This is a genomic window from Mycolicibacterium chitae (genome assembly GCF_900637205.1).
Taxonomy (GTDB): Bacteria; Actinomycetota; Actinomycetes; order Mycobacteriales; family Mycobacteriaceae; genus Mycobacterium; species Mycobacterium chitae.
The window spans coordinates 3,309,395-3,323,314 of sequence record NZ_LR134355.1 but is presented as its reverse complement, the minus strand read 5'-3'; the positions used below and the strand labels follow the sequence as shown (position 1 = coordinate 3,323,314).

15 protein-coding genes are annotated in these 13,920 nt (G+C 68.3%); 7 read left to right on the top strand and 8 right to left on the bottom strand.

Going from position 1 to position 13,920, the window contains the following annotated elements; all coding sequences use genetic code 11:
• Positions 1–73 precede the first annotated feature (73 nt).
• The 4 genes from EL338_RS15780 to EL338_RS15765 are packed head-to-tail and all read right to left on the bottom strand — an operon-like array spanning position 74 to position 4,674.
• Positions 74–1,705, bottom strand: a complete 1,632-nt coding sequence (locus EL338_RS15780; RefSeq protein ID WP_126334608.1) for a SulP family inorganic anion transporter — start codon at positions 1,703–1,705, stop codon at positions 74–76.
• Positions 1,702–2,067 (bottom strand): ArsR/SmtB family transcription factor, encoded by a 366-nt coding sequence (locus EL338_RS15775; protein WP_126334607.1) that lies wholly within the window; start codon positions 2,065–2,067, stop codon positions 1,702–1,704. The genes EL338_RS15780 and EL338_RS15775 overlap by 4 nt, the downstream gene beginning before the upstream one ends.
• Positions 2,068–2,110: 43 nt before the next feature.
• Complete coding sequence (locus tag EL338_RS15770) at positions 2,111–3,256, bottom strand: NAD(P)/FAD-dependent oxidoreductase (RefSeq protein ID WP_126334606.1); 1,146 nt, start codon at positions 3,254–3,256, stop codon at positions 2,111–2,113.
• Between the two features lie 38 nt (positions 3,257–3,294).
• Entirely contained in the window at positions 3,295–4,674 is a 1,380-nt protein-coding gene (locus EL338_RS15765; RefSeq protein ID WP_126334605.1) for an MBL fold metallo-hydrolase, read from the bottom strand.
• A 208-nt stretch (positions 4,675–4,882) separates the two neighbouring features.
• On the opposite strand from EL338_RS15765, the gene EL338_RS15760 reads away from it, so the two are divergent.
• From EL338_RS15760 to EL338_RS15740, 5 genes are all read left to right on the top strand, one after another.
• Positions 4,883–5,476 carry a rhodanese-like domain-containing protein gene (locus EL338_RS15760; RefSeq protein ID WP_126334604.1) on the top strand — a complete coding sequence of 198 codons (594 nt, stop codon included), beginning with the start codon at positions 4,883–4,885 and terminating at the stop codon, positions 5,474–5,476.
• 6 nt (positions 5,477–5,482) lie between these two features.
• Entirely contained in the window at positions 5,483–6,382 is a 900-nt protein-coding gene (locus EL338_RS15755) for a sulfite exporter TauE/SafE family protein (protein ID WP_126334602.1), read from the top strand.
• A gap of 102 nt (positions 6,383–6,484) precedes the next feature.
• Complete coding sequence (locus tag EL338_RS15750; protein WP_126334601.1) at positions 6,485–6,754, top strand: metal-sensitive transcriptional regulator; 270 nt, start codon at positions 6,485–6,487, stop codon at positions 6,752–6,754.
• Between the two features lie 18 nt (positions 6,755–6,772).
• Positions 6,773–7,192: a DUF302 domain-containing protein gene (locus EL338_RS15745; protein WP_126334600.1), complete on the top strand. Its 420-nt coding sequence runs from the start codon at positions 6,773–6,775 to the stop codon at positions 7,190–7,192.
• Positions 7,193–7,355: 163 nt separating this feature from the next.
• Positions 7,356–7,832, top strand: coding sequence for a homocitrate synthase (locus tag EL338_RS15740; RefSeq protein WP_126334598.1), 477 nt, complete (start codon positions 7,356–7,358; stop codon positions 7,830–7,832).
• A gap of 1 nt (position 7,833) precedes the next feature.
• Here the strand turns inward: EL338_RS15740 and EL338_RS15735 are convergent, their stop codons facing one another.
• Positions 7,834–9,321, bottom strand: coding sequence for a cytochrome P450 (locus tag EL338_RS15735; protein WP_126334597.1), 1,488 nt, complete (start codon positions 9,319–9,321; stop codon positions 7,834–7,836).
• A gap of 126 nt (positions 9,322–9,447) precedes the next feature.
• On the opposite strand from EL338_RS15735, the gene EL338_RS15730 reads away from it, so the two are divergent.
• Together EL338_RS15730 and EL338_RS15725 are read left to right on the top strand one after the other, a co-directional pair.
• On the top strand, positions 9,448–10,101 hold the full coding sequence (locus tag EL338_RS15730; protein ID WP_179967215.1) for a TetR/AcrR family transcriptional regulator: 654 nt from the start codon (positions 9,448–9,450) through the stop codon (positions 10,099–10,101).
• Between the two features lie 26 nt (positions 10,102–10,127).
• Positions 10,128–11,069, top strand: coding sequence for an SDR family oxidoreductase (locus EL338_RS15725; protein WP_126334596.1), 942 nt, complete (start codon positions 10,128–10,130; stop codon positions 11,067–11,069).
• Here EL338_RS15725 and EL338_RS15720 read toward each other — a convergent pair.
• Genes EL338_RS15720 through EL338_RS15710 form a run of 3 tightly spaced genes read right to left on the bottom strand, consistent with a single transcriptional unit; the run spans position 10,993 to position 13,859 of the window.
• A complete protein-coding gene (locus EL338_RS15720) occupies positions 10,993–12,108 on the bottom strand; it encodes an AAA family ATPase (protein WP_126334595.1) in 1,116 nt (371 codons plus the stop codon). The two genes, EL338_RS15725 and EL338_RS15720, sit on opposite strands and share 77 nt — an antisense overlap.
• A gap of 48 nt (positions 12,109–12,156) precedes the next feature.
• Positions 12,157–13,104, bottom strand: coding sequence for a sensor domain-containing protein (locus EL338_RS15715; protein WP_126334593.1), 948 nt, complete (start codon positions 13,102–13,104; stop codon positions 12,157–12,159).
• A gap of 32 nt (positions 13,105–13,136) precedes the next feature.
• A complete protein-coding gene (locus EL338_RS15710; protein ID WP_126334592.1) occupies positions 13,137–13,859 on the bottom strand; it encodes a sensor domain-containing protein in 723 nt (240 codons plus the stop codon).
• Positions 13,860–13,920 lie beyond the last annotated feature (61 nt).

Below are 13,920 nucleotides of genomic sequence, written 5' to 3'. Positions count from 1 at the left end.
GGTCCACTGAGCAAGTAGGCCCCGGCCCGAAACCCTTTGCTCGTACTGGGTTTCACCGACGAGGAGCGCGACGTCAATCCGACGACGCGGCGTGACTGCGGGCGTGTGCGATCGCGTCGTCGAGGGAGTCGATGAGGTGGTTCTCGTGGCGCAGCGAATCGATGACCCCGACGTTGGTCAGCAGCTTCAGGTGCTCGGCTTGCACACCCTTGATGATGACGGTGATGCCGCGCGACTCCAGTTCCTCGGCGATGCGGCCCAGGGTGTGCGCTCCGGTGGCATCGAGCATGCCCAGTTGCGACATCCGGATGATGACCACCGTGACCTCGGGTTGGTCGGCACCGGTGATGCTGGTCGAAATGCGTTCGGCCGCACCGAAGAACATCGCGCCGTCGAGTCGCAGCAACGCGATGCGCTCGTCCCCGGGCTGTGCGGGGCCGGGTAGCCTCTCGCGGGTCACGCTGCTGCGCCGGGCCACCGAGCGCAGCGCGAAGAACGCGGCGACCAGGATGCCGATCTGCACGGCTTCGATGAGGTCGAAGCACACCGTGATCGCCGCCGTCAGCACGAAGGTCAGGGCATCCGAGCGTGTCGAGCGCAGGATGGTGAGGATCGTGGCGCGCGAGATCATCCGGAACGCCGTGACCATCAGGACCGCCGACAGCGCCGCCAACGGGATGGTCGAGACCGGCCCGGTGGCCAGGTACACCACCCCGAGCAACAACAACGAGTGCACGATGGCCGCGACGCGGGTGCGGGCCCCGGAGCGCACATTGACCGCGGTGCGGGCGATCGCGCCGGTGGCCGGCATGCCGCCGAACATCCCCGAGGCCACCGAGGCGAGGCCCTGCCCGACCAGTTCACGGTCGGGGTCATACGGTCCGGTCGGTGCCATGGCCGCCGCGACGCGCGCCGAAAGCAGCGATTCGATGGCCGCGAGCGCGGCGATGGCCAGCGCCGCGCCCAGCAGGGCCCGCAGCGCGCCCAGGTCGGCGTGGGGCAGGATCGGCGCGGGGAGATGATTGGGCAGCTCGCCGATGCGAGCGACCTGGAGGTCGAGAGCGATGACCAGCAGCGTCGCGGCGACGACCGCGCTCAACGACTCCGGGATTGAACGATGCAGCCGGGGCAGCCCGATCATCAAAGCCGCGGCGAACGCGACCACCGCCAGAGGCGGTGCCGCCGTGCTCCATTCGGCCGCCGTGAGGACGTCCCAGGCTGCGAACAGGGCGGTCTTGCCCCCGGGGGTCGGCTGGCCGACGGCGGCGGGGACCTGCTGCAGGAAGATGATGGTGGCGATGCCCAGGGTGAAACCTTCGATCACGGGCCACGGGATGAAGGTGACGGCGCGGCCCAGTCGGGTGATGCCGGCGGCCAGCACGATGATTCCGGCGAGCACCGTGACCAGGGCAATGCTGCCCAGTCCATAAACCGCGACGATGGGGGCGAGGACGACGGCCATCGCGCCCGTGGGGCCGGAGACCTGCACGTGCGATCCGCCGAAGACCGCGGCCACCAGACCGGCGACGACCGCGGTGACCAGTCCGGCGGCGGCACCGACTCCGGAGCTGATGCCGAACGCGAGCGCCAGCGGCAGAGCGACCACGCCCACGGTGATGCCGGCGACGATGTCCTGCCGCCAGGAGCGGGGGAGTTCGGCGTAGTCGGTGCGGTGCGGCAGTAGGCGGGCCAGGGCCGACGTCACCGCGGGCCCTTGATGGGGGGCAGGGCCCGCAGGGCCTCCAGGTGCTTACCGGCCGTCGACAGGGAGTCGGCGAGGAAGGTCCGGGAGATCGACAGCAACGCGGCGACCTTCGGGTGCGCCAACCGGTAGAAGACGGCGTTGCCGACGCGTTCGGCCGTGACCACCTGGTGGCGCTTGAGCACCGCCAGGTGTTGCGAGAGCAGCGTGGCCTCCATCCCGGTCTCGGCGAGGATCTCGCTGACCGGGGTGGGCTCGGCCGCCGCCGAGAGGATCTCGAGCACTCGTATGCGGGCCGGGTGGGCCAGCGCTTTGAACAGGTTCGCCTTGATCTCGTAGAGCGGCTTGTCGGACTCGAACGGCATCCGCGATTCTTTCATTTTATGGATTGACGGAATTATCAATCCACTATACGGATGCATGGTGGGGCCGGCAACCGGTGGTGGGGTTCAGCAGCGGCACCGACGGCGTGAGTTCCAGGTCGTAGTCGAACTCGGCCAGCAGCATCGAGTGCGAGGACGTCACGATCGGACACGACCCGTAGCCGTGGTAGGCCTGGCTGAGGGGTCGGCCGGCCAAGTGGTTCTCGATGTTGGCGACGGCGACGGGTGCCTGCTTGCGGATCGCGGCACCGGTCTTGGAGTTCGGCGTCGATCCGGCATCGCCGAGCGCAAACACGTTGGGATAGCGCACGTGTTGCATGGTGTGCTTGTCGACCTCCACGTAACCGTTGGCGTCGCCGGTGCTCAGCGGGCTGGACTTGATCCAGTCCGGCGCCGACTGGTGCGGTGTCGCGTGCAGCATGTCGTAGGACAGCATGTCGGTGCCGCCGGAACCGTTGACACTGCCGACCGCGATCTTGCGGGAGGCGGAGTCAACGGCGGTCACCTCGGCCTCGGTGTGCACGGTGATGCCGTAGTCGGCTGCCACCCCGTCGAGGCTGTCGGCAATCGCGGGGATCCCGAACAAGCGTGGTGTGGGGATCACCAGATGAACGTCGATGTCGTTGAGTACGCCTTGGCGGCGCCAGTAGTCACACGCCAGGTAGGCGGTCTTCTGCGGCGCCCCCGCGCACTTGATCGGACCGGACGGCATGGCGAACACGGCACTGCCGGACCGGGTCTCTCGGATGAAATCCCACGTGCGCGGGGCCAGGTCGTAGCGGTAGTTCGACGAGACACCGCCCTTGCCGAGGGCCTCCTCCAGGCCCTCGGTGCGCCGCCAGTCCAGTTGGATTCCGGGACAGACCACGAGCACCTCGTACCCGTGATCCGTCCCGTCCGCGCAGGTGACCATGTTGCGGTCGGGGTCCACTCGTACCGCCGAGCTGCGGATCCAGGTGGTGCTCTTCGGCAATACCGAGGCCATGGGGCGCTTCGTCGTCGCGGCGGCGGCGTGACCGCCGCCGACGAGCGTCCACAGTGGTTGGTAGTAGTGCTCCGCGGACGGCTCGATGATCGCGAGGTCGCGGTGGCCCTTGCGGGCCAGTCGCGCGGCCACCGAGACGCCGGCCGTGCCGCCGCCGACGATCAAGATCCGATGCCGGGTGGTCATGATGGGTGGTTCCCTTCTTCGTGGATGCCCCGATGTTCCTAGGCGTTCTGACGGGCTTCCGCCCAGGCGTTGTAACCACCCAGGATGTCGCTGACATCGGTGAATCCCTTGTGCCGCAGCAGGCTCGCTGCCACCGACGACCGGTAGCCGCCGGCGCAGAAGACGACGGTGGGCTTGGTCGGATCCAGCTCATCGTGCCGGGCGGGCAACTGCCCCACCGGGATGCCGACCGCGTTCGGGATACTGCCGCCCTCGACTTCACCGGGATTGCGGACGTCGATCACCTGCAGGTCGGTCAGCTCGTTGGTGCGCTGGTCGAACGCCGGCGCGGTCAACCGGGAGGCCCTCTGAACGTCGTCGGGATGGTTGATCATCGCTTCGAACGGCTGCTCCAGGTAGCCGATCACCCGATCGAATCCGATCCGGGCCAACCGCGTCCTGCCTTCTTGCTCGTGTCCCGGCTCGGTGAACAGCACGATGTCGACGTCGGACGGCACCACCGACCCCGCGTACTCGGCGTAGCGGCCTTCCAGGCCCACGTTGATCGCGCCACGCAGGTGGCCCTGCGCGAACTCCTCGGGGGCGCGACCGTCCACCAACACGGCCCCGGCGGCGGCCGCTTCGCGGACCTGTTCGTAGGTCATCGCGGCCGGCATTTCGGTTTCGTCGTACAGTTCGCGGTCCTTGCGGTTGAGGATCGCGTCGTAGACGAAGTAGCTCGGGGCCGGCGGCTGGTCCGCGGTGACCAAGTCCATGAAGCGTTCCCGGGTGAGGGCGCGCAACGCGTAGTTCGACTGCTTCTGCGCGCCGATGGTCGATGACAGGTCGGTGGACAGGTTCTTGCCGCATGCCGACCCCGCGCCGTGCGCAGGATAGACCCGGGTGGCCTCCGGCAGCGTCATCAGCTTGTTGTGCAGCGAGTCATACAGCTTGTGCGCCAACTCTTCTTGGGTGAAGCCGATCGACGCCAGGAGGTCTGGCCGGCCCACGTCACCGATGAACAGCGTGTCCCCAGTGAGCACCCCGTAGGGCGCCTCATCGTCGGCGTGCTCGTAGATGACGATGCTCATGGACTCGGGTGTGTGCCCCGGAGTGTGCCGGAACTCCAACGTCACCTCGCCCAGCGAGTAGCGTTCGCCGTCGGCCACACCCATGGATTCGAACTCGGTCTCGGCGACCGAGGAGTAGACGATCTTGGCGCCGGTGGCCTTCGCCAGCTCCAGATGGCCCGACAGGAAGTCGGCATGGAAATGCGTCTCGATGACGAGTTCGATGGTGAAGCCGTACTTCTCAGCGTCGGCCAGGTATTGACCCACGTCGCGCTGCGGGTCGACAACGACTGCGCGCCCGGTCTTTTCGTCGGCGACCAGGTACGACGCGTGTGACAGGCACTCCAGGTAGTACTGGATGAACTTCATGTCGGATTCCTTTCGGGAGAACTTTCACTCTGTGTTGGCTGGGCCTGATGACCCCGAGCCTGATATACCCCTACGGGTATAGCAAGTGCCTCGCGAGGTATAAATATTCCGGTGTTGCAAATACCCCCTTGGGTATGTATATCATGCAAGGAGATATACCCCCATAGGTATATAGAACGCGCGCCACCAAATTTTGAAGGAGCTCTCAATGACCGTCCCCGCAACCATCCCCGCGCACGACCTCAGGGCCATGCTCGTCTCGGAACGGCCGCCGCGGCTGCTCGATGTCCGCACGCCGGGCGAATTCGAAACCGTGCACATCGCGGGGGCCTACAACGTGCCGCTGGACCTGCTGCGCGAACATCGCGCTGAGATCCGCCAGCACCTCGACGACGACGTGGTACTGGTGTGTCGCTCCGGTCAGCGGGCAGTGCAGGCCGAGGAGACGCTGCGCAGCGCCGGACTGCTCAACGTCCACATCCTCGACGGCGGCATCACAGCGTGGGTGGCCAGCGGCTTTGCGGTCAACCGCGGCGCCGCCCGTTGGGATCTCGAACGGCAGGTCCGTCTGGTCGCCGGTTTGATCGTGGCGCTCGGCATCTTGGTCAGCATCGTCTTCCCCTGGGCGAAGTGGGTGGCCGGCGCCGTCGGCCTGGGCCTGACCTTCGCGGCACTGACCAACACCTGCGCCATGGGCGCGTTGCTGTCCCGGCTGCCCTACAACCGCGGCGCCCGCTGTGACGCCCAGGCCGTCGTGTGTCAGCTGGTGGATTCCGCCGCTACGGACAAGAAGGCGAGCTGAGCCGCCATGGTTGCGCTCACCATTGCCCTGGCCGTGTTCGTCGGGATCGCCCTGGGCCTGCTCGGCGGCGGCGGCTCGATCCTGACGGTGCCGTTGTTGGCCTACGTCGGGGGCATGGACGCCAAGCAGGCCATCGCCACCTCGCTGCTGGTGGTCGGGGTCACCAGCGCGATCGGCGCCATTTCACATGCCCGTGCGGGCCGGGTGCAGTGGCGCACCGGGCTCATCTTCGGGGCGGCCGGCATGGTCGGGGCCTTCGCCGGCGGCGTGCTGGCCCGATTCATCCCGGGCACCGCGCTGCTGATCGGCTTCGCGGTGATGATGGTCGGCACCGCGGTGGCGATGCTGCGCGGCGGCCGGGCCGAAACCCGCGAGACCGGGGCGCGCCGACTGCCGGTCGTGAGAATTCTGGCCGATGGGCTGGTGGTCGGGTTGGTCACCGGGCTGGTCGGGGCCGGTGGCGGCTTCCTGGTGGTCCCGGCGCTGGTACTGCTGGGTGGGCTGTCCATGCCGGCTGCCGTCGGCACTTCGCTGATTGTGATCGCGATGAAATCCTTTGCCGGACTGGGCGGTTACCTGTCCAGTGTCACCATCGACTGGGGACTGGCCCTGGCGGTGACCGGTGCGGCCGTGGTGGGCGCACTACTGGGCGCGCGGATGACTGCCAAGGTGGATCCCGACGTACTGCGCAAGGCATTCGGGTGGTTCGTGCTTGTGATGTCGTCGGTGATCCTGGGCCAGGAGATCCATCCGGCCGTGGGCATTGCGGGAGCCGCGGTGACGACGCTGGCGGCGGTCGCCGTGTATGTGTGTACCCGCCGGGTGGACTGCTCGTGGCTGCGCCGTGCGGGAGTCGGGAGGTCGATGGGACCGCGCCGGATGCGCAAGCATCCCGCCGGAGTCTAGGTGGGTGGACCCGCGACGGCCGCTGCGCCAAATAACTGCGGCTGCCCGCGCGTCATACCCCGGAGGGTAAAGTTGAGAGCTGAGAGAAAAAGGAGATGCACCATGGTTGGTGACGAAGATGCGATTGCCGCGGTGCTCAACAGGTTGCGTCGTGCGCAAGGTCAACTGGGCGGCGTGATCTCGATGATCGAGGAAGGTCGCGACTGCAAGGAGGTGGTGACCCAGCTGGCCGCGGTGTCTCGCGCCTTGGACCGGGCCGGCTTCAAGATCGTGGCGACAGGCCTGCGGGAATGCCTGTCCGGACAGGGCGCTGACAACCAGGAGCCGATGTCGGAAGCCGAACTGGAAAAACTGTTTCTGGCGCTGGCGTGAAAGGAGTGGTGATCGAGCATGACCGGAACTGATGTGGCACTGAGTACAACCCTGCAGACCAGCTTTGACGACGCAGTGACACGCACCCGTAAAGCGCTGGCCGATCACGGGTTTGGTGTGCTCACTGAGATCGACCTCAGGTCGACCTTGAACGCCAAGCTCGGCGGCGGCGCCGGTGACGAGGTGGGGGACTACCTGATTCTGGGAGCCTGCAATCCGCAGTTCGCGCACCGCGCTGTTGAAATGTTCCCCCAGATCGGCGTGCTGTTGCCGTGCAACGTCGTGGTGCGCGCCGACCCGGCCCGGGACGGCGCGGTGATCATCGATGCGATGAATCCGCGGCTGATGGTGCAGGTGACCGACGAACCCGCGCTGGGTGAGATTGCCGACGAGGTCGGCCAACGGTTGCAGACCGCACTGGACAGCCTCGGCGCGTAATGGCGTTGCGGCACTGGAATCCGATTGGCTAAGGTGGCGGGCATGCAACGGCGTCTTCTCGTAGTAGCGCCCCGCAGCGGGGTCTGATCCAGACCGACCCCCCGCTGTGGGTCGTCAGCTACTGCCCGTCGGTCGCATCGGTTCGACCAGAGAAGACCGGCACATGCCTTACCTCGCCAGCACCACCCCACCACCGTCGACCCTCGTGGATGCGGCCCTGCCACGCGGCCTGCGCGACCGCACCGCGGGCATGTCCTGGGAGGCGGTCCTGGCCGCCCACGGTCCCACCGTCGGCCCCCTGCGGTTGAGCGGCTGGAAGTCCTCCGAACCCCGACACCAGGGCCGCCGTCCGTGGCTGGGACATCGAAAGTTCCAGGCCACCTTGGCAATTGGAGATCTCATCTGCAATGCGTCGGTCGCCGCGGGCGGTCCGGTGGCCGCGCTGACCGAGATGCTCTACGAGCACGGCTTTCCCGTCGAGATGCTCGAGTTCCACCAGCGCGACGCCGGCACCCAGACCGTCACCTTCGTGCACGGCAGCAACGGGCTGCGCGACGAGTGGGCGGTGGGTTGGGACTCCGACGCCACCCAGTCGGCGCTGCGAGCGGTCGTCGCCTGCGCCAACCGGGTGTGCGCCTGAGTCAGCGCAGCGGGCGCAGCACGATCGGCATACCGTCGATCGGCACCGGCATGCCGCCGTAGTCGTAGCGCGGCCGGTAGGTCGGGCTGGCCAGCTCCAGCCGGTACTGGCGCAGCAGCCGGTGCATCACGGTCTTGATCTCGAGCTGGCCGAACACCATGCCGATGCACTTGTGCGCGCCGCCGCCGAACGGGGCGAAGGCATAGCGGTGCTTCTTGTGTTCGGAGCGCGGCTCGGAAAATCGCTCCGGATCGAACTTCTCCGGCTCGGTCCACAATTCCGGCAGCCGGTGGTTGATCGACGGCCAGGTCACCACGTTGGTGCCGGCCGGGATGAAGTACCCCAGCAGGTCGGTGTCACGCACGGCCTGGCGGAAGTTGAACGGCAGCGGGGTCATCATCCGCAGCGCCTCGTTGATCACCAGGTCGTAGGTTTCCAGCTTCTCGAGCGCCTCGATGTCCAGCGGTCCGTCGCCGATGCGCTCGGACTCCTCGCGCAGTCGCTCCTGCCACTCGGGGTTGGCGGCCAGGTGGTAGGCCATCGTGGTCATGGTCGACGTCGACGTGTCGTGGGCCGCCATCATCAGGAAGATCATGTGGCTGACGATCTGGTCGTCGGTGAAGGTCTGCCCGTCCTCGTCGGCCGAGTGACACAGCACGCTGAACATGTCGGTGCTCTCGGTGCGCCGCTTCTCGGCGATCCGGCTGTTGAAGTACTCCTCCAGCGTCTTGCGGGCCTGGATGCCGCGCCACCACTTCAACGGGGGCACCGGCTTGCGCACGATGGCATTGCCCGCCCGCGTCGTCGTGGTGAACGCGTTGTTGATGGTGGTGACCAGTTCCTTGTCGGTGCCCGCGGGGTGGCCCATGAACACTTCGGAGGCGATGTCGAGCGTCAATTCCTTGAGGGCGGGGAAGATCAGGAACCGCGGGTCGTCGGCGACCCAGTCGTTGGCGACGACCTTCGAGGCCACCGAGTCGATGTGCGGGATGTAGCCGGTGAGCCGGGTGCGGGTGAAGGCGTCCTGCATGATCCGGCGGTGGAACATGTGCTCGTCGAAGTCGAGCAGCATCAGCCCGCCCTCGAAGAACGGGCCGATCACCGGGTCCCAGGCGCGCTGCGAGTAGTCCTTGTTGCGGTTCGAGAACACGGCCTGGGTGGCGTCGGGACCCAGGGCCATCACGGCCGACAACGCGGGGGAGTCGGCGAAGTAGACCGGACCCTCGCGGTGGTAGAGGTCCAGGATGAAATCCGGACCGCCGCGGAAGATCTCGATCATGTGGCCGAGGATGGGCAGCCCGGAGTCGCCGATGATCGGCTTGAGGCCGCTACCCGCCGGCGGCTGCGAGAAAACGAACTGATCCCACTTCTTCTCCCGGAGGCGCTTTTCGACGGCGCCCATTCCGGGCAGGGTGTTGGGCGTCGGGGTCAGCCGGCGTTTTGCCTGGTCGAGAAGGTAATGCGGGGTGCTGATGGTCGCTGGGGCCACTTGGTGCTCCTTTGCCGCAAGTAGGGAAGGCGAGGTGTGGCATATGCCACCTTGCCCACCATTTCACCGGCTGACTTGACGCGTGTCAAGTTTCGTTACGGCGGCGGCGTGGTGCATGGTTGACGGGTGAGTGTTGAGCAGCGGGGGAAGCAGTCGGCTGCGGCGGAGCCCTCCTCGCGCCGCCGCGGTGACAAGCAGCGGCAGGCGATCGTCGACGCGGTGCGCGAGTTGTTGGAGGAGAAGCCGTTCGCCGACCTGTCGGTGAGCGCGATCAGTGACCGCGCGGGGGTGGCGCGGTCGGGCTTCTACTTCTACTTCGATTCCAAATACGCCGTGCTGGCGCAGATCCTGGCCGAGGCCACCCACGAACTCGAGGAACTCACCCACTACTTCGCACCTCGCGGCGCCGACGAGACGCCGGCGGCGTTCGCCCGACGGATGGTGCGCTCGGCGGCCGCCGTCTTCGCCCGCAACGACCCGGTGATGATGGCGTGCAACGCCGCCCGCACCAGCGACGCCGAGATCCGCAAGGTGCAGGACGACCAGTTCGCCGGCGTGGTCGACCAGATCGTGGGCGTCGTCCGCAACGAGATGGCGGCGGGCACCGCGAACCCGATCAGCGACGACATCCCGGCGTTGATCCGGACGTTGGGCGCGACCACCGTCATGCTGCTCTCGCGCGACCCGCGGTTCCTGAGCCCCGACGGCGACATCGAGCGCGGCGTGCGGGTGCTCGAACAACTGTGGCTCACCAGCTTGTGGGGTGGCGCCGCCGTTTGAGCGATACCGTCGGTATCGTTTCGTCCATGGCGAACACTTTCGGGGGGAAGCGGTGTTTCATCACCGGCGCTGCCAGCGGGATCGGGCGCGCGCTGGCGCTACGGCTGGCCGCTGACGGCGCCGAGCTCTACCTGACCGACCGCACCGCCGAAGGTCTGCGGCAGACCGTCGACGACGCGCGAGCCCTGGGCGCGCAGGTGCCCGAGTATCGCGCGCTGGACATCTCCGATTACGACGCGGTCGCCAACTTCGCCGCCGACATCCACACCCGGCACCCCGCGATGGACATCCTCCTCAACGTCGCCGGGGTGTCGGCGTGGGGGACCGTCGACCAGCTCAGCCACCGGCATTGGCGCTCCATGATCGACATCAACCTGATGGGCCCGATCCATGTGATCGAGAGCTTCATCCCGCCGATGATGGCCGCCGGCCGCGGCGGTCACCTGATCAACGTGTCCTCGGCCGCGGGCCTGGTCGCGCTGCCGTGGCACGCCGCCTACAGCGCCAGCAAGTACGGCCTGCGCGGGCTCTCGGAGGTGCTGCGCTTCGACCTGGCCCGCCACGACATCAACGTCTCGGTGGTGGTGCCGGGTGCGGTGAAGACCGGGCTGGTGCAGACGATCGAGATCGCCGGCGTGGATCGGGACGACCCGAAGGTCAGCCGGTGGGTCAAGCTGTTCAGCGGGCACGCGGTGTCACCGGAGAGGGCCGCCGACAAGATCCTCGCCGGGATGTCCAAGAACCGCTTCCTGATCTACACCTCGGGGGACATCCGCGCGTTCTATGCGTTCAAGCGGTTGGCCTGGTTGCCCTACAGCGCCGCGATGCGACGGGTGAACGTGCTGTTCACCCGGGCGCTACGGCCGCGGTCCGACTGGAGCGTCGCCGCGCTCAGCGCGAACCCCAGTGCCACGCCGGCGCGTCCAGCAATCCCTGACCGGCAACCAGGGTCTGACCCGACTCCTTGACCAGCTCGAGCACCGCGGCGTCCGCGCCGAGGAACTCGAGCAGCCGCGCCGAGTGGGTGACGACGAAGACCTGTGTCCGCTCGGCCGCGGCCCGAACAAGGCCGGCCAGCGGCCGCGCCAGGTCCGGGTGCAGCGAGGTCTCGGGCTCGTTGAGCACCATCAGCGACGGCGGCTGCGGACTGCACAGCGCGGTCGCCCACAGCAGGAAGCGCAATGTGCCGTCGGACAATTCGGCCGAGCGCAGCGGCCGCAGCACCCCGGGTTGATGCAACTCGACGTCGAAGTACCCGTCGCTGACCGACGTGGCGACCGTCGCCCCGTCGAAAGCCTCGGCCACCGCTGCGGGCAGGTCCTCGAAGCCGGCCTCCAGGATGGTCTGGACGGCGGCGGCGAGGTTGTGTCCGTCGTCGGCGAGGACCGGACTGCGGGTGCCGACACCGGCCCGGCGGGCCGGGGCTCCGACGTCGACCCGGAAGCCATCGTAGAAACGCCAGCCGCGCAACCGATCTCGCACCGCGGCCAATTCCGGTGACTGTCCCGGGTGGGCGAACTCGGCCAGCACGCTGTGGTAGGTGGGCAGCGCGCGGGTCAGGTCGTCGAAGCCGCGGCCGGTGTCGGCGCAGGCCTGTGCCAGCGGGCCGGTGCGCCGCACCAGGGTGGTGTTCGGCCGTGGCACCGGGCCGGCGAACACCACTTCGCGCTTGATCTCGGGATCGCGGTGAAACTTCGAGTCGATACCGGCCATCTGGGGCAGACCAAGGTCGACGAGATAACCGAAATCGTCTGCGGCGTAACCGAGTTTGAGTTCCACCGTCCGCTTCTTGGTGCCGGTCCCGGCCCACAGCGCGGACTGCAGGCCGCCCTCCCGGGCCAGGGCCGCGACAATCTCCCCGCGTCCGCAGTCCGAGAGCAGGCGCAGTGCGCGATACACCGAGGACTTGCCGGTGCCGTTGGCGCCGGTGAGGACCGTCAGCCGGCTCAGCGGGAGCACGATGTCGCGCAGGGAGCGGTAACCGTGCACGGCTACGGTCGACAGCATGGGGCCGACCGTAGCCGGTGCCGGTGACACCGCGCGGAGCGGGACGGCTCAGCCCCCGATGCCCTCGATCTTGTCGGCGACCTTGTCGACGTAGGCCGGCACTACGGACTCCGGCACGTTCTCGCCGCAGATCGCGAAGTCGATGACGACGTTGTTGCGGGCCGCGAGCCCGTCCTGGCAGACCCATCCGCCGCCGCCCTCCTCGATCTTGGTGGCCGCCAGGATGCCGCCGGATTCTCCGACTCCGGCCACGGCCCAGAAGATCGGATCCCCGCCGACGACGCCGAGATTCACGGTCCGGTTCTCGCAGGCCCGCCACTTCGGCGCGGCCGCGGCCACATAGTTCTGCGCGGCCGCGGCATCGGAGAACGCCACGACCGTCTGTACGACCTTGCGCTGCGGTGTCTCCCCGGCGAGGAACTGCTGACGCGACGCGGTGAATCCGCTGCCGCGGTAGGCCAACAGCTGGCCCGGCGACAACGACGCGCAGTCGCCGTCGACGTAGGGTTCGTCGGCCATCGCCTCGTAGATGCGCTCGCCGGACAGGGGGCTGCCGGCCATGGTGGCCGATCCCGCGACGGCCGCGGCCTCCGGCAGGTTCAGCAGCAGCCCTGAGAGGGCTGCCACCGGCACGGGGGCGATCTCGTCCGCCTCATCGCCGGGAATCGACGGGTCATCGGCGGTGTCGGCCGCGGCCGGCGTGACGCTCGGGGCCGGGGTCGGTGCGTCGCTGTCGTTGCCGGTGACCGCGACGACGGTGCCGATCAGGGCGGCACCGAGCGCCACCGAGGCGGACAGCGCGATCCACAGCGTGCGCCGTCCGGCCGGCCGCGGCGGCGGTGGTTGCCACGGCGGGACCTGCGGACGGGCGGACCAGTACGGCGCTGCGACGGGCTGCGGTGCCGGGCCGGGGCCGTGGCCGTGGGCCCCACGCGGGGCGATGCGTACCGTCTTCTCGTCGCTGTGGCCGGCGAAGCCGGGGATCGGTGCGTTCATGGGGTCTCCTGACGTTGTTCCGGGTGGGGGGTTCAGCTGGTGGGGGCGGAATTACCGGCGATGGTCAGCGCGATCTGCTCGGCCCGGCCGGCCGGCTCGCCGCCGCGCAGATCGCAGGCCAGCACGTCGGCGACGACCCCGCCGTCCTTGGCGGTGGCGGCGCTCATCGCGCGTTCGCAGACGATGCCGCGACCGACCTGGCGTTGCACCAAAACGGTGTTGTCCCGGTGTAATTCGGCCGGGTCGAGCCGCCATTGGACGGTCTTGCCGGAGCTGCTGGTGAAGGTGATGGTCTGCGCGCCGCAGCGCGACCAGGCGCGGGCCGATGCCCGCAGTTGCGCCGTGGCCGCCTCGGTGTCGGCGGTGCCGAGCACCACCTGATGCACGTAGTGGCGTGCCCGGCCCGGCTTCCCGTCGGCGGCGATCTGGCCGGCGATTCCAGACGGCTGCACCGCGTAACCGTCGCGGTGCCCCGGCTCGAACGCGCCGAGGCACACGGCGGGTTCGAGAGTCCCGCGGGTAGCGGTGAATTCGGTCGCCGACCCCACCACCCGCATGGGCGACGTCGAACCGGTGATGTGCGTGAGCTGCCGCGCGGTCGGCAGCAGCGCCTCCAGCGGCGAGACGTAGGTGAACGCCGGCGTCCGGTCGACGCCGGGGGTGGCCGCGGCGGGTGCGGCGCCGAAACCAGCCGCGGCGAGGGCGGCCGCGCCGGCCAGGACGGCGGCCGCGGCGGGTAGGGAGCTGCGATTCATCTCGATCTCCTCGATCCCCGATGTTGCATCGGATGCTACGACTTTAATCCTAAAACCGTAG